The sequence below is a fragment of the Enterococcus sp. AZ119 genome, assembly GCF_050546175.1.
GTDB classification, from domain to species: Bacteria; Bacillota; Bacilli; order Lactobacillales; family Enterococcaceae; genus Enterococcus; species Enterococcus faecalis.
On sequence record NZ_CP172951.1, the window covers coordinates 626,490 to 643,281 of the forward strand.

General features: G+C 36.9%; 15 protein-coding genes. 12 read left to right on the top strand and 3 right to left on the bottom strand.

Translation table 11 applies throughout. The annotated features are described in order from the left end of the window. The first annotated feature begins 20 nt into the window (after positions 1-20). From mutM to IGL37_RS03080, 12 genes are all read left to right on the top strand, one after another. Positions 21-863: a DNA-formamidopyrimidine glycosylase gene (mutM, locus tag IGL37_RS03025; RefSeq protein WP_002355756.1), complete on the top strand. Its 843-nt coding sequence runs from the start codon at positions 21-23 to the stop codon at positions 861-863. Then, on the top strand, positions 860-1,459 hold the full coding sequence (coaE, locus tag IGL37_RS03030) for a dephospho-CoA kinase (RefSeq protein WP_033917993.1): 600 nt from the start codon (positions 860-862) through the stop codon (positions 1,457-1,459). Before mutM ends, coaE begins: the two co-directional genes overlap by 4 nt. 179 nt (positions 1,460-1,638) lie before the next feature. Beyond that, positions 1,639-2,121, top strand: coding sequence for a transcriptional regulator NrdR (gene nrdR, locus IGL37_RS03035; RefSeq protein WP_002381296.1), 483 nt, complete (start codon positions 1,639-1,641; stop codon positions 2,119-2,121). A 15-nt stretch (positions 2,122-2,136) separates the two neighbouring features. Further along, positions 2,137-3,546: a replication initiation and membrane attachment family protein gene (locus IGL37_RS03040; RefSeq protein ID WP_033917994.1), complete on the top strand. Its 1,410-nt coding sequence runs from the start codon at positions 2,137-2,139 to the stop codon at positions 3,544-3,546. Then, complete coding sequence (dnaI, locus tag IGL37_RS03045; RefSeq protein ID WP_002364725.1) at positions 3,546-4,475, top strand: primosomal protein DnaI; 930 nt, start codon at positions 3,546-3,548, stop codon at positions 4,473-4,475. Before IGL37_RS03040 ends, dnaI begins: the two co-directional genes overlap by 1 nt. Before the next feature lie 81 nt (positions 4,476-4,556). Next, on the top strand, positions 4,557-5,765 hold the full coding sequence (locus tag IGL37_RS03050; RefSeq protein WP_002385036.1) for a hypothetical protein: 1,209 nt from the start codon (positions 4,557-4,559) through the stop codon (positions 5,763-5,765). 13 nt (positions 5,766-5,778) lie between these two features. Continuing rightward, entirely contained in the window at positions 5,779-7,299 is a 1,521-nt protein-coding gene (locus tag IGL37_RS03055) for a membrane protein (RefSeq protein WP_002385037.1), read from the top strand. Next, entirely contained in the window at positions 7,289-8,872 is a 1,584-nt protein-coding gene (locus IGL37_RS03060; RefSeq protein ID WP_281517340.1) for a hypothetical protein, read from the top strand. The genes IGL37_RS03055 and IGL37_RS03060 overlap by 11 nt, the downstream gene beginning before the upstream one ends. After that, positions 8,869-10,131 (top strand): glycosyltransferase, encoded by a 1,263-nt coding sequence (locus IGL37_RS03065; RefSeq protein ID WP_002355764.1) that lies wholly within the window; start codon positions 8,869-8,871, stop codon positions 10,129-10,131. Before IGL37_RS03060 ends, IGL37_RS03065 begins: the two co-directional genes overlap by 4 nt. A gap of 14 nt (positions 10,132-10,145) precedes the next feature. Continuing rightward, entirely contained in the window at positions 10,146-12,212 is a 2,067-nt protein-coding gene (locus IGL37_RS03070; RefSeq protein WP_002361348.1) for a cellulose biosynthesis cyclic di-GMP-binding regulatory protein BcsB, read from the top strand. Next, positions 12,202-13,062, top strand: a complete 861-nt coding sequence (locus IGL37_RS03075) for a hypothetical protein (protein ID WP_002385041.1) — start codon at positions 12,202-12,204, stop codon at positions 13,060-13,062. The genes IGL37_RS03070 and IGL37_RS03075 overlap by 11 nt, the downstream gene beginning before the upstream one ends. A gap of 15 nt (positions 13,063-13,077) precedes the next feature. Next, positions 13,078-13,389, top strand: a complete 312-nt coding sequence (locus tag IGL37_RS03080; RefSeq protein WP_033917995.1) for a hypothetical protein — start codon at positions 13,078-13,080, stop codon at positions 13,387-13,389. A 46-nt stretch (positions 13,390-13,435) separates the two neighbouring features. On the opposite strand, the gene IGL37_RS03085 is transcribed toward IGL37_RS03080, so the two are convergent. The 3 genes from IGL37_RS03085 to IGL37_RS03095 are packed head-to-tail and all read right to left on the bottom strand — an operon-like array spanning position 13,436 to position 16,784. Then, positions 13,436-14,590, bottom strand: coding sequence for a pyridoxal phosphate-dependent aminotransferase (locus IGL37_RS03085; RefSeq protein ID WP_430598811.1), 1,155 nt, complete (start codon positions 14,588-14,590; stop codon positions 13,436-13,438). A gap of 15 nt (positions 14,591-14,605) precedes the next feature. Next, positions 14,606-15,328 carry an amino acid ABC transporter ATP-binding protein gene (locus IGL37_RS03090; RefSeq protein WP_002361352.1) on the bottom strand — a complete coding sequence of 241 codons (723 nt, stop codon included), beginning with the start codon at positions 15,326-15,328 and terminating at the stop codon, positions 14,606-14,608. Continuing rightward, positions 15,321-16,784, bottom strand: coding sequence for an ABC transporter permease subunit (locus tag IGL37_RS03095; RefSeq protein ID WP_002355770.1), 1,464 nt, complete (start codon positions 16,782-16,784; stop codon positions 15,321-15,323). The genes IGL37_RS03090 and IGL37_RS03095 overlap by 8 nt, the downstream gene beginning before the upstream one ends. Between the last annotated feature and the right edge of the window lie 8 nt (positions 16,785-16,792).

Here is a 16,792-nt window from a genome sequence, read left to right on the forward strand (position 1 = left end):
TATATAAAGGAGCAAAAATAATGCCAGAATTACCAGAAGTAGAAACAGTGCGAAAAGGACTTGAAAAACTTGTTGTAGGAAAAACCATTCAAGAAGTCATTGTTTTTTGGCCAAGAATTATTGAATCACCAGAAGTTGATGTATTTCAAGGTCAATTAGCTGGTCAAACGATTGAAGGGATTGAGCGAAGAGGAAAATTTCTGATTTTTAAATTGTCTGATAATGATATGATTTCTCACTTACGGATGGAAGGAAAATATGAGTTTCATCAGGCTGATGATGAAATTGCCAAACATACCCATGTAATGTTTACTTTTACAGATGGCACGCAATTACGTTATTTAGATGTACGGAAATTTGGGCGTATGACATTGGTTCCTAAGAATCAAGGTCATCAATATAAAGGGATTTTAGCTTTGGGGCCAGAGCCAACACCAGACGTTTTCCAATTAGCTACTTTTCAACAAGGCTTGAAAAAGCATCATAAAGCAATTAAGCCATTGCTGTTAGATCAAAAGCTAGTGACGGGCTTGGGGAATATTTATGTAGATGAAGCACTTTGGCAAGCGCAAATCCATCCAGAGCAACCAGCAGATTCCTTAAAACCTGCGGAAGTTGCTACGTTGTATCAAGCAATCATTGACGTCTTGGCACGCGCTGTTGAAGCAGGTGGAACCACCATCCGCACCTATCTAAACGCGTTAGGAGAAGCAGGGACTTTTCAAGTAGCGTTGAATGTCTATGGGCAAACAGGCTTACCTTGCAATCGTTGTGGTACGCCAATTGTTAAAACAAAAGTGGCACAACGTGGTACGCATTATTGTCCACAATGCCAACAATTGAAAGGTCGTCGATTGAAATGACAAAAGTTTTAGGCATTACAGGAGGGATTGCGACAGGTAAAAGTACGGTTGTTACTCTTTTTAAAAAAGCAGGTTATCCAATTGTTGACGGCGACATTATCGCCCGCGAAATTGTTGCAAAAGGGCAACCAGCCTTAGCCGCAATCGTTGAAACTTTCGGACCAGAAATAGTATTAACAACTGGTGAATTGGATCGGAAAAAATTAGGACAATTAATTTTCGCTAGTCCTCAAAAAAGAGAGCTGTTAAATGAAACGCTGAAACCTTTTTTAAGAAAAGAAATTTTACGTCAAATTGAAGAAGCTAAAAAGAAAGCCGCCCTTGTTATTGTTGATATTCCTCTGCTTTATGAAGCTCATTATGAGGCGATTATGGATCAAGTTGCTGTGGTATATGTACCAGAAAAGATTCAAAAAGAGCGTCTGATGGCCCGAAACCAATTAACAGAAGAAGAAGCGCAACAACGAATTGCTAGCCAATGGCCGATTGAAATGAAAAAAGAACGAGCAGATATCGTGTTTGATAATCAAGGAACTAGAGAAGAAACGGAACAACAAGTGAAGAAGTGGCTAGAGGAACAAACTGAAGAGAAGTGAATATTTTTTTAATGACGTAAAATGTTTTGAAAATTTCAGAAAAAACAGTGAAAGTCTTTGTTTTTATTAAAAAATGGCAAAGATTCAACGAAGAACCAGTTCTAAAGACCTAGTAATAGCGCAATTTCATGTTATAATATAGGCAACAAAAATTATACAGAATAGAAGAGGTGAACGTTATGCGTTGTCCAAGATGTCATCATAATAATTCCCGTGTTATTGATAGCCGTCAAGCAGATGATGGACGTGCAATTCGCCGTCGTCGTGAATGTGAAAATTGCAGTTATCGGTTCACTACATTTGAAAGAATTGAAGCGGCGCCATTACTTGTAATCAAGAAAAATGGGGATCGTGAAGAATTTAATCGTGATAAAATTTTGCGTGGGCTCATTCGCTCTGCGGAAAAAAGACCCGTTGCTATGGAACAAATGGTTCAAATTGTCGATAATGTTGAAAATCGAGTGCGTAGTTTAGGGGAAAATGAAGTCTCTACAACGCTTATCGGTGAATATGTGATGGAAGATTTAGTCAATCTAGATGAAATTGCCTACATCCGCTTTGCGAGTGTTTATCGACAATTCAAAGATATGAGCGTGTTTTTGAAAGAGTTACAGGACATTGTCGACAAAGCAAAATCTTCTTCTCCTGACTCAGAAAATTAAAAAGGAGGTCTTTCTTTGAAAGGAAATCGGCAAAGAATCCAACCAAAAAATATTTTTCAAGCGGTTATTGATTCACCGCTTTCTGATCAAGAGAAAGAGGTTTTAACCTTTTTATATCAACCAATTGTCGGAGCCAATGCGTTTAGTTTATATTGGCTTTTGTTATCTGAAACAACAGACTCAGAGGAGAATGGCTCGCTGTTTCATGCAGATTTAATTAGTTTGCTGGACTTGAGTTGCCAACAATTAGAAGAAGCTTGCTACAAATTAGAAGGCATTGGGTTGCTAGAAACGTATAAAAAAACAGATCGGGAATTAGGAGATTGTTATTTATATTATTTAAAAGCACCTGAAACAGCCGCTCGTTTTTTTAAAGATGAAGTGTTAGCTTTAGTGTTATTTAATCGGGTTGGACAACGGAAATTTGATCAATTAGTGCAAAAGTTCCAACCGCATCCTACTAAAACAGAGGGCTATCAAAATGTTTCCGCTAGCTTTCAAGAGGTTTATGCCTTTAAAGAAGAACAAATTGTTTCCGAAGCGAACCGATTGACAACGATTCAAGAAACTTTTTCTCAACAAGAAAAATCGAAGAAAATTTCTGTATCAACGGATTCTTTTGATTGGCACTATTTTGTGGAAGGTTTGCACCGTTTAGGTTTACAACTGCCTGAAGATGAGGCTAGTTTTCAAGAAGAAGTCTATGTTTTTCATCAATTATATGGCATCAATGAGTTAGATATGGTAGACTTTGCTTCGAAATCATTTGACTATTATACAAGTCGAATTTTGCCTAAGGAATTAGTGCGAACGATTCATCAAGCGTTTGATCCTGATAAAAAACCACAACCAACAAACGTAGTGACAAACAAGCAAGCACAATTGACGGTGGAAGAGCAACAAACGTATCGATATAACGCATTAAAAATGAATGGTTTTTCTGAACTGGATATTCAAATGATTATGGATAGTGAAAAGAATCCGCCTATTCAATATTTAGAAGCTTTAAAAAATAGTCGAGGCGGCTATACGACACCACAAGAACGTTCATTAGTGAAATATTTGATTGCTAAATCAGGCTTACCGACTAGTGTGATTAATATTTTGATTAACTATGTTTACAACATTCAACAACAACCGACTTTAAAAGCGGAGTATGTGAATCGAATTGCGAATGAATGGGGACAAAGTGGCATTCATTCACCAGAAAAAGCAATTGAACATGTCAGAGAATTGGCAAAACAAAGCCAAATCAAACAAAAACAGCGACAACAAAATTATTCAGGGAAACGCCAAACTGTTCGACAAGAGCGATTGCCAGAATGGGCAGATCAGCCAAACGATGAAACAAAACTTTCCCCAGAAGAACAAGCCGAGTTAGATCGACAAATTCAAGAATTTTTAAACCAAGGAGGTGACCAATGATGGAAGACGTAGGAAAAGAAATGTCAAAAATTATCCAGAAGCGTGACATCAATGAACGATATGAAGAGCTGGTTAACGAAGTATTGAAAGATCAAGATGTTCAAGCCTTTATACAAGCAAACCGAGAGCGTTTAAGCGATGAAGATATTCGTAAAAGTTATGCTAAGCTGTATGAATTTGTTCAAGAAAAAAAGAAATTTCAATTAAACGATCCAGCAATGATTGCTCCAGGCTATGAGCCAAGATTAATGTTGAATTTTCATTACATTGATGTAACGTATGTCCCAACGGCTGATTTAATCGCCCGTCAGAAGGAAGAAGAAATTCGTAATCGAGTAAGGGCAATGGACATGCCAAAAGATGTCCGAGAAGCAAATTTACGAGATTTCGATCCATCTTCTCAAGGTCGAGCCAAAGCGTTAGCAGAAGCAATGCAATTTTTAAGAGAATATCCTGCGACACCAAAAGAATTTCATAAAGGGCTCTATTTACAAGGTCCCTTCGGTGTAGGAAAATCTTTCTTATTAGGTGCGATGGCTAATGCTTTAGCAGAACGTGGATTTACTACGACAATTGTTCATTTTCCAACATTTACAGTAGAAATGAAGCAAGCCATTGGTCGCGATCAAGTTGGTGAAAAGCTCGATGCAGTAAAAAAATCCCCTATATTAATGATTGATGACATTGGTGCGGAATCCATGACTAGTTGGATTCGTGACGACGTTTTAAGCGTAATCTTGCAATACCGAATGCAAGAACAATTAGTTACTTTTTTCTCTTCCAATCTAGATTTAAAAGCTTTAGAAGAGCATTTAACCGTGACGCAACGAGGAGAACAAGAGCCGCTAAAAGCCAGACGAATTATGGAACGTGTGCGTTATCTGTCAAAAGAGATTACGATGACAGGAAATGATCGACGAAACGGTTAAAGCAATCCTTTTATTTTTATGGATTGCTTTTTTTCTTGTGCTTGAAGAGGTAGCGTAAGTTTCGCAAAAACAAGTACTTTTGTGTACACTGACAATAAAGAAGTGAGGAAAAGAGGCGTAACAATGAAGAGAAAACTTTGGATTTTTATTGGGGTATTCGTGGTGCTTCTGGGAGGATATTTTCTTTTGTTTAGAGAAAAATCCTATAAAGTAGAGGTGGAAAAAGTGAATCCAAAAATTCAACGCTTAATGTCGACAGACAAACAACATTTTTTAACAAAACATGAATTTCACACAAAAGAAACCGCTGAACGCAAAGATTTGTTGAAGTTTTTTATTGAAACCCGGCTCAAAACAGACGGCGGTTTTTTAACCAACTATTTACCAGATGCTGAACGCAAAGATGTCGCCACAGGACATGAGCTGCTAAGTGAGTCTTCAGGTCTATATTTGCGTAATTTAGCTTTTGATACGCAGGGACGTTTTGATAATTTTTACAAGCAGACGAAAGACACCTTTTACGACGGCGTCCAATTTAGTTACCGAATTGACGAACAAGGCAATAAATACAATGTCAATGCCTCGATTGATGATTTACGGATCATTCGTTCATTAATTGAAGCAGGGGGTCATTTTAAAACAGATCAGTACGATCAAGAAATTAAAAAATTAGGCAAGAGTTTTATGAAAACCTCTATGAAAGATAATATTCTAATTGATTTTTACGATAGTAAATCAAAACAACAGTCTTCAGAAACTTCTTTGTTTTATATTGACTTAATTACGCTGGGTTATTTATACAAAGAATTTGGGATTTCAGCAGACTATTTGCAATATCATTACCAATTAATAGACGATGGCTATATTTCTGATGATTTACCTCTTTATCAAACGAAGTTTAATCATCAAACAAATAAATACGAAAACAACGGAACACTTAATATTATTGAATCTTTATTAACGATTGTTCATTTAAGTGAAGTGGGTATGGCGAAACAGACTAGTATTGATTTTGTACGAAAACAAGTTCAGCAAGGAACGCTATTTAACTCGTATGATTTAAATGGATCGCCCGTGGATAAAAATCAATCTGCAGCCAGTTATGCGATAGCGGCTTTAATTGGTGTTGCCGAAAATGACAAAGAGTTGTATCGTGCGGCAATTACAGTACTTAATAATTTTCAAATTATGGATTCAAGCAGTCCGATTTATGGAGGATTTGGTGATAAAGTTACGAAACAAGTCTATTCCTATAATAACTTAATGGCTCTTTTGGCCTATGATTTCTAGATGAGGTGAAAGCATGGAAAAGATCAAAAAATACATGAACTCGGCTTTTGAATGGTTGAGTCGTTATATTTCTCCAAGTCTTTTGGCCGTTTTAGGGATTGGGTTAGTGACAAGCATTTTGTTATTCGTTTATCCGATTAATGGCTTGGGAGATAATGGCGAGTATTTTCGTGTGTTAAATTCAAATAGTCTTTATCGTGTCAATGGTGATAGCTACGACAATGTGGCCTATTTTGTTAAGGACTTTTCGATTATGCGTTATTTTAATGAAACAACGACGCACTTTGTTTCCACTCAACAATTTTTCATCACCATTGCCATTTGGCTTAATAAACTTTTTTATAGTCAAACACTTTTCGATATTCGTTTCTTAGGTTTCGTTTATCTTAGTTGTTTTTTAGTGTCAATTTATATTCTGGTACGAGGCTTAACCGAAGGCGTATCTTTGAAAAAAAGTTATCTTATCTCCTTGTTGGTTATTTTCATCTTGGGGGATACCTCCTATACGATTTATTTTAATTCCTTTTATACAGAAGCGACGAGTTTTTTACTTTCTGTGAGTGTCTTAGCATTTTCAGTCTATTTTTATCGGGTGACGAAACCACGAACTTGGCTCAGAAGAATAGTTTTAGTTATCTTGGCACAAGCAGTAGTACTTTTAATAGGAACAACACGCCAAGAATATTTGCTGATTATTGGCGTAATTATTGCTGGATTAGGATTTTTTGTCTACTTGTCACAACGTTACCAACGATTGTCAATGACGGCCTTTTTAATTGCGTTGATTGGTTTTACAACGTTAGCAGCTTTTATCGTTCCTAACGATATCTATGAACGTGATGTCTACCACAGTATGACGCGCGGTGTAATGAAGGATAGTAAGGTTCCAGATAAACGGATGTCAGAGGGCGGAATCAACCCGCAATATGGGTTGCAAAAGGGACGTTCCTACTTTGAAGAATACAGTCCTGTATCACCAACTTCTGAACAAATGAAAAAAGATTTTTTTGATAAAACGAGTTTTGGATGGGTGTTATTGAATTATTTAAATTATCCATCTGAATTATGGCAAGGACTGAATTCAGCGGTCCCAAATGTTTACTTAGTAAAGCCTAATAATGTGGGGAATTTTGAGAAAACGACGGGGCGTGCACCGCTGGAACAATCTAAATTTTTTATGGTGTATAACCGTATTAAAGCCAGTTTTTTCCCTAAAAACTTTGCTTTCTATCTATTATTAGGCGTGATTCTGTTTGGTTTATATGGCGTTGGTTTATACAGAGGACTCAAGAGAAACGAACCCAGATTAGTTTTTCGCTTCTTTTTAATGACAGGGATATATCTTAATTTATTAGTTGTTTTCATTTCAACAATTATTATTGATGGGGATAGTGACTTAGTACGTCATTTGTTTTTAGTCTCAGTATTTTTAGATTTTCTCTTGTTACAAATTGTTTCTGATGTTATTGGTAAACGAATGTGGCAAGATACAACACCACAAGTCATTGGGGAGGTAGAGGGAATTGAAAAATAAACAATATCTTATTGGCTGGGTGTGTTTCTTACTCTTTTTCGTTTTTTTTGGCTTTGCCAAACCGGCGCTGGCTGCACCAAGTAAACATGTCTTACTTGTCTATGACAGCTTGAATATTGCTGGGAAAAAAGAAAATGATGTGGATGCTTTACAACGAGTGTTGACGAGTTTTGGAGTAGAAGTTCAGAGCGTGGCGGTGTCAGACTATGTGCCTGGAGAATTGCTAAATGATGGCTATGACAGTTTGATTTCTATGGTGAATTGGCCTGAACAAGCCGGCGTTATTGCCTCTAATTTTCTAGCAGATCGAGTTCATTTTAAAGGCAAACAATTACACATTGGTCGAAACATGCGTGACGATGAAAAACAATATTTTAGCGGTACATGGAAAGAATTAAGTCATCGTCAATATCGGTTAGAAGATGAAAAAAACCGCTTTTCTCAAGTATTGCCTTTTCAAGATCAATCAGTTGTGCTGGAAAATACGCAAGGTCAGACAGTTGGCCGATTAAAAACACAAGAATTAGCACCAGAAGAATATCCATTTGGTGTAATTGAGAATGGGCATGCTTTTCTACCAATGTTTGAACGCAAAGGCGCTGTTTTTTTAGAAAGCTTGGACGTGATTAGTCAATGGCTGGAAAGTGAAAAAATGTCACGGCCGTTTTTGACGATTTCTGATTTTAACCCGTTAAGAGATATGTCTGTGGCAACCTATTTGCAAGAAGAATTAGTTAAAACCACGTATCCTTATATTTTATCCAGTACGAGCGTTTCACAAAACAATACGATTTTACCTTATAAACTATTTACGAATGCGTTACGTGCGTTTGCTTCGACGGGGGTTATTTTCTTAGAAACACCGGTCGTTAACAATGTTGATTTAAATGACCAACGTGCCTTGAAACAATTGATGGAGCAGCAGATTAGTTTATTGGTCGACAGACATGTCTATCCAGTAGGCATTTCTGCTCCAGGATACTGGAATCAAGACCTTCAATACCAAGAGGATGGTCTAGCAATTAGTGATACAGTGATTCTAAGAGAAAATCCGCCGATTGAACGCGTTTTTTATCGGAACCAAACGGGAGAATCAATCACTTATAAGAATGCTTTGTTTGATTTACCGTATGATTATTTATCGGGGATTGAATGGACGGATAAAGATAATCCGAATGACTATCGATTTCCAATGCCGACCACCATTAGTTTTTCATTTCCAAATTCTAAAAAAGAAGTGGATCATCTAATTCAAGAAGTCAAGGAAGCACCAATAGTGTTTAGTGTTTCAGAAGCGGATCAACATTTCACTGTTCAAACACAAACGCAGAAAATCGAATTTCGGAATAATCGGTTCTTCTTAAACAATCAAATTGTCAATGGTTTGGCTGATACAGGGGCCTCAACAGTTGAAAAACAACGATTTACAGGCTTATTTTCATTCTTTTTCAGTATTACAAACAATATTTTGATTGGCGTTGTCACGCTGACTTTAATCATCCTGATTATTTTGTTTATGATTGGACGAAAGAATTATCGGTCGAAATATATTAATAAGGAGGAAGACAAATGACCATTGCTGACATTGTAATGTTAACAGCAACTATCATTATTTGGAGTCTACTAATTGTAAATATTCTCTTAGTTATTTTTGGCTATGTTTATTATTTAAAAACAGATCCTGTCGCACCACCACCTGTAGAGGACGAAGACGCGCCGTTTGTTTCAATTATGGTGCCGGCCCATAATGAAGGAATTGTCATTGTGCGGACAGTTGAAGCGTTATTGAATTTTAATTATCCGCAAGATCGCTATGAAATTATTGTGATTAATGACAACTCAAGTGATAATAGTGCTGAGCTTTTAGCGAATGTCCAAAAAAAGGCGGTTAATCGAAATTTGCAGATTATTAATACAGACAATATAACAGGTGGGAAAGGTAAGTCTAATGCCTTAAACATTGGTTTCAAGCAAGCCAAGGGGGACGTGATTGCCATTTATGATGCGGACAATACACCTGAACCGAATGCACTCCGTTATTTAGTTGGAGAGTTAATCGCTAGTGAGGAATACGGCGCGGTTATTGGTAAATTTAGAACGAGAAATCGCAATGCAAGCTTGTTGACACGCTTTATTAATATCGAAACACTGGCCTTTCAATGGATGGCACAAGCCGGTCGTTTTCAATTATTTAAGTTATGCACGATTCCTGGCACAAATTTCATTGTTCGTCGTAGTATTATTGAAGCCATTGGCGGCTGGGATGACAAAGCGTTAGCCGAAGATACAGAAATCAGTTTCCGCATCTATATGATGGGCTATAAAATTAAGTTTCAACCAAAAGCAGTGACGTGGGAGCAAGAGCCACAAACTTTGTCAGTTTGGTTCCGACAACGGACGCGATGGGTCAAAGGCAATATTTATGTCATTGTTAAAAATGCTAAATTATTGTTTAATCCTAAAGCGAGTCGGATCCGTTTTGATATTTTATATTTCTTGTCCATTTATTTTCTCTTAATGACATCGCTCGTTTTGTCAGACATCATGTTAGTTTTATCAATGTCTGGTTACTTAACAACGACCCTGCAAGGATTTAGCAATTCCTTGTGGTTGTTAGCGATTTTGTTATTTATTTTCAGTACTTTTGTCAGTATTACGACCGAAAAAGGCGAAATGACTTTAGAGAATATCTTAATTATTGCCTTGATGTATATTACATACAGTCAGATGTGGCTAGTAGTCGCCGCTTATGGCATGGTGATGTATATTAAAGAAAATGTTTTTCATAAACAAACACAAACAAAATGGTACAAAACTGAACGATTTAAATAAGGAGGAAACGTGCAATGAAACAAAAAACAGTCACTTTAATAGGGTTGTTCTTTCTGGCAATTCTGATTGGTGTCGCAAGTCCGACCGTATACGCCGAAAACAAAGAACAAGACAACCATACCTTTACACAACCTTTTCAAAATAAAACAATCTCTTTAACAGGTACTTCTGTCCGTAGCACCATGTATTTTACAAAAATTGATTATTGGAACGTTAAAAAAGCATCATTCAATATGACCTACCAAATCACACAATTAAAAAATAATCAGACCTCAGATTTAACTGTGGCGGTTAATGGTGTGAAGTTTTATTCTTGGCGTCCTGAAAATACGACTGGTATTCAACAAAAGACGATTGAAATCCCTTTGGAACTGATTAAAGAGACAAATACATTGACTGTTGAAGGCCAAATTATTAATCAGGCAGGAAACGACATGTATAATTTAATTGAAACTCCAGCAAATTGGTTAACGATGTATGAAGGATCTAACGTAAACTTCCAATACGATTTACAATTACCAAAGAATACGATTCATTCTTTTTATAATCATTTTGTGGGAGCAGACACGATTGCGAATAAACACAGTGTTATTTTGACACCAGAAAATGCATCGGAAAAAGAATTAGCTGCAGCGACCCATGCGTTAGCTGGCGCTGCTCGTTTGATTACTACCTCAGAAGAATTGTTGCCAATGGCTTCTTTGAACAAAGAACAGTCTGCACCCTATCAGTTGATTATTGCCAGCTATGATAAATTACCAGATCAGTATAAAAGTCAAATTGATAGCAAACGCGTGGAGGACCAGGCTGTCTTAAAATTTTTCAATCAACCAGATAAGCATGTTTTAGTAGCTACTTCTAAAGATGAGGACTTACTTGTTCGTGCGGGACGTTATTTAGCAAACTATGAATTAATGACCCAAACAGATAAAGAAGAGACAACAGTTGATGAGAATACCGATACGTTTAGTTCAACTTTAGAATTTGATGGAAATTATCCATTAACATCAACGGGGGACAAACTAGAAGGGGCCTATCACCAAGAACAAACGTACTTTGTCAATTTACCAGTGGATCGAAACAATGCCAATGGAAGTCGCGTGCATTTACATTTTAAATACGCTGAAAACTTAGATTTTGATTCTTCTTTAGTGACGGTCTATGCCAATGATAAACCAATTGGCAGCAAGAAATTAACCGCTGCTCGTGCGAACGGTGATGAATTAAATCTCGAATTTCCAAAGAACTTAGAAATTGCTGATAGTTTTGTTTTAAAAGTTGCTTTTGATTTGAATGTTAAATCACCAGAAGTTTTACGAAATGGTCAGACTCCATGGGCCTTTATTGAAAATAATTCGAATGCGTTTATTCAAACAGAAGAACTGAATGACATATTATTTAATAACTATCCGAACATTTTTATCAGAAGCCGTTCTTTTGCTGATTTAGCGATTTTATTACCAGAAAAAATGGACGACAACTATTTTAAAGTGTTGACCAATCTATTTAACTTAATTGGTAATTATGCCGAAAGTAATGTCGGTGAGATTACGTATTATAAAAAAGCGCCTAAAAATGCGGCATTAGAAAATCATAACTTGATTATTTTTGGTACGCCTAAGGATAATCCGATGATTCGTAAGTTAAACGATCAGTTATATTTCCATTATGATAAGGACTTCACACGTTTTGTTTCAAACGAGAAACTGAGCATTGAAAAAGATTATGGTAAACAAATCGGTACGGCGCAGTTAATGTTTTCTCCATATAATGCGAAAGCCGCGGCGTTAATCTTAACAGGAGCTAAATCACAAGGTGTCTTTTTAGCCTCTACACAAGTGAATACAGAGAAGAATACTTCTATGTACAAAGGAGATGCCATTGTGGTCGATCCGAACTATCGTCGCTATGATTATCGTTTCAAAAAACGTGTAAGCAACGTTAGCAACGAATCATTAGGTAAACGAATTGTCAATAATCATAAATTAATGATTTATCTATTTGTCTTCTTAATTGGTATGACTATTATTGGATTAAGTGCGTTCTTCATCGTGAAGAAGAATTTGAAAGGTGGGGAATAGAGTGAATCAAAAACGAGTGACCTTACTTTTGGATTTAACTTTGTTAGTAGGAATTGTTTTGGTTGTCGGCACAACCATCTTTATGGCCTTAGGAACGAATGATTTCTTTGTGGACTTAAGTTGTCTATTAATTTCAGTTATCTTAATTATCGTTACCTATTTTGTAGGAATTACAGCGGGGTTAACATTTTCGCTTATATTTATTTTTCTACAATTGACTTATGTTGTCTATCAGTATGTCTATCATGATTTGTTTAGCTATGGCTCATTATTTTGGCTAATCATGCCGCCGCTCTACTGTTTAACAATCTATGCAGTGACTTACCAAATTCGTACGATTGAAGAAGAAAATATTCGCTTACGTAAAGAAACTTCACGGTTAAATGCGTTAGATGCAGTAACTAATTTAAGAACAGCAAAAATGTACGAAGAAGGATTCGATTTATTTTCTGACATTTCTACACGTTATGAAGCGCCGTTATATTTAGTCGTGATCCGAGTGGCCTATTGGGAAAGTATTCGTAACTTATTAAGTCCTGAACAAAAGAATGAATTGCTACAAATCGTGACAGCGGCGATTAAAGAGACAACGGATGATCGCTTCTTACCATACTTTATCGACGGCACACCGCCGACTTGGGCGTTATTAATTTTCCGCGATGGGGATGACGGATACACTACTAGAAAAGAATTCAAACAACAAGCTCAAGAGAAATTTGCCCATTCTGAAACCTTAAGGAATATTACTTTGACATTACAAGTTTCCTATACCAAATATGATCCTGCCGAATTTAACAACGCTTCAGAATTTTTAGGGGATGGAATTAATTCTCTTCAATATGATGTTTAAAAAGGAGGCAAACAAATGACTGAAAAAATTGCTGTTTTTACAGGGAAATTAGTAGAGGCTGGTGTGTTAAATGAGACGCAGCCATTGTCAATGCGATTACATTTAGAAAATATCCAAGCAGAAAGTGATCCAGAATCCATTGTGCCCTTATTTTCTCAAGGGGTAATTTTAAACATACTTGTTGAACAGTTAGAGGAAAGTATCCCACTGTCTCACTTGAAAAAAGGGACCAAAGTCCGTTTCACAGTCGTGGGCTTGCCACCGATGACTATGTCGATTCCACCGCATGTTGGTGGGCAAGCGATTGAATTGATAGAAGAAATCTAAAAAGCTTCTGCATTAGCTATGATTATTAGCTAATGCAGAAGCTTTTTTATTCAAAGGTCATTCTTTCAATTCGATCGAACGCTTCCTTTAATAAATCTAAATTTTGTGTTGCGGCTAAACGAATGTACTCATCGCCCGTTGTTTCACCAAATGCTTTTCCAGGAATCACTAATACCTGTGTCTCTTTTAAAAGCTTTTCCACAAAAGGAACGGAAGTTAGTCCAGTTTTTTGAATATTAATGAAGGCGTAAATACTTCCTTTGACTGGATGAAGCGAAAGGAAAGGGATCTTTGCTACTCGTTGGGCCACATACTCTAAACGTGTTTGGAACACTTCAACGATTGGGTCTACAAATTCGTCAAAATGTTGTAACGCATAGATTCCTGCTTGCTGTGACAACGTAGGCGCAGAATACGTAACGCCTTCATTAATTAATTTGGCTACTTCGTTAATATAGTCTGGGGCAATCATATAACCAATACGCCAACCAGTCATTGCAAAGGCTTTTGAAAAGCTACAAAAAGTGATAGTATTTTCTGGAGCAAACGTAGCCATGGGAGTAAACGTTTCTTGGAAACAAAAGGCTTCATAAACTTCATCTGAAAGAATGTATAAGTTGTGTTCAATCGCTACCTGTGCGATTTCTCTGAAAGTTTCTTCAGAGAAAACAGCGCCTGTTGGGTTATTCGGTGAATTAAGAATAATCGCTTTGGTTTTAGGCGTGATTTTTTCTTTCAAAAGAGCTACATCAATTTGGAAACCATCTTCTTCATAGGTTGGTAAAAAGACCGGAACGCCATCTGCTAAAAGGACTTGGTCTTTATAAGGAGAGAAATAAGGTTCATGAATAATCACTTCATCTCCAGGATTTAGAATAACTTGTAAGGCAAGGTACATTCCGTGCAGAGCGCCAACTGTGGCCCGGACTTGATTCGGTTGAAAAGATAATTGATAATGTGACTGATAAAACTGAATGACCGCCTCAATGAATGCCTCGCTACCATCAGAAGCGGTATATTTTGTATGCCCATTTTTGGCATCGTTAGCTGCTTGTTCGATAATCCGCTCATCGGTAATTAAGTCAGGGTCACCAATCGATAAATCGATTAAATTTGGGGTCTTTTTCGCTAATGTTGCAATATCCATGAGTAAATTTTCAGTAGGTTGTTGGTAACGTGTTGCGATATTCTTGCGATCCATACCAGGTGCTCCTTTTTATAAAACTTTTCTTAGAAAATCTTGTGTTCTTGGGTTTTGTGGCGCATCAAAAATTTCTTCAGGTGTGCCTTCTTCTTGAATGATTCCTGCATCCATAAAAATGACACGGTCCGCAACTTCTTTTGCGAAGCCCATTTCGTGGGTAACCACCACCATTGTCATCCCTTCAATAGCTAAATTTTTCATAACGGATAGCACTTCGCCCACCATTTCAGGGTCTAAGGCAGAAGTTGGTTCATCGAACAGCATCACGTCAGGGCGCATGGCTAAAGCACGAGCAATCGCTACCCGTTGTTGTTGCCCACCAGAAAGTTGAGAGGGATAATTTTCTTTTTTATCTGATAAACCAACTTGTTCCAGTAAAGAAAGAGCATGTTCTGTGGCTTCAGAAGCGGCTTCTTTTTTTACTTTAACAGGACTAATCGTTAAGTTTTCCAAGACATTTTTATGCGGGAAAAGATTGAAATTTTGGAATACCATTCCCATTTTTTGACGAAGTTGATCAATGTTGGTATTTTTATCTAATAAATTTTTTCCTTCAAATTCAACGCTGCCACCAGTTGGTGTTTCTAATAAGTTCAAGCAACGTAAAAAAGTACTTTTACCACTACCAGAAGGGCCAATAATTACGACAACTTCACCAGCTTCAATTTCTAAGTCAATTCCTTTAAGTACTTCATTTTTTCCAAATGTTTTCTGTAAGTTTTTAATGTTAATCACTAGTACTCATTCTCCTTTCAGCAACACCTAATAGACGCGAGATAGTAAAGGTTAGGACGAAATAAATCAACGATACAATTAAGTAAGGTAGGAAGGGTTTAAAACTTGCTCCTTGAACGTTGCCAGCTTGGAAAATTAGTTCTGAAACACCAATGACTGAAACAACGGAAGATTCTTTAATTACTGTAACAAATTCATTGCCTAACGCTGGTAAAATATTTTTAATAGCTTGTGGGAAAATGATGTATCGCATTGCTTGGTTTTGATTCATTCCCAAAGAACGAGCAGCTTCCAATTGTCCTTTATTAACTGCCTGAATACCAGCACGAATAATTTCTGCTACATATGCACCACTGTTTAAAGAAAGGGCAATACAACCAGCTGCTACTTTTGATAAGTCTAAACCAAGAACGCCTGTCCCGAAATAGACAATAAAAATTTGAACAAGCAAAGGAGTGCCACGAACATATTCAATATAAGCAATGGCAATGCCACGTAAAATTTTGGAATTGGCTAACTTCATTAAGGCAAGTAATGCCCCTAAAATGGCACCAAACAAAACACCAATGAAAGCTAGGAAAATGGTATAGCCCGCACCGTTAAGGTAGAACTTTCCATACTTTTGTAAAAAGCTTTGATCTTTTTGGAACATTAATTGATTGGCTTCTTTTTTATAACCGTCCATTAATTTTTGATCATTAATTTGTTTAATAGAGGCATTTACTTTCTCCGTCAAAACAGGCGCATCTTTAGGAAAAGCAACGGCAGTATCTTTTGAGCCTTTTTCAAAGGTAACATCAGCAAAAGCTAAATCCTCATTTTGAGAAACATAGGCTTCGCCAACCGGTTCTTCCATAACGACTGCATCTAATTTATTATTTTTTAGATTCATAATTAAATCTGGAATTTTTTGAAGAGAAGTAGGGACAGCACCGGTTAATTCGGTTTTAATTAATTCTTCTTGTGTCGTTTGCTTTTGGGCACCTGCACGAACGCCTTCGAAATCTTTAGTGGAATGAAATTTATCTTTGTCTTCTTTCCGAACAATGACTCTTTGTTGAACGTTCATATATGGTTGAGAAAAAGCTACTTCTTTTAATCGTTCAGGCGTTGGCGACATGCCAGAGATGACCATGTCAATCTTGCCAGTTTTTAAGGCCCCTAACAGAGCATCAAAGCCTAGTTCTTCGATTTTTAATTTAACGCCTAAATCGTCGGCAATTTTTTGAGCAATAGAAATATCAAAACCGACAATTTTATCTTCACCATCTACTTTTGCATGAAATTCATAAGGGGCATAGTCTGCGGATAAGCCGACAACTAGTTCTCCCTTTTGGATGATTTTGTCATAGACTGGATCGTTTTCGGCTGCAAAAGTTTCTTTAATAGGTAATAATGAGAGCAACAAGAATAAAATTGGTAAAATCGTCTGTAGCCATTTTTTACATTTGGTCATTTGCGTAA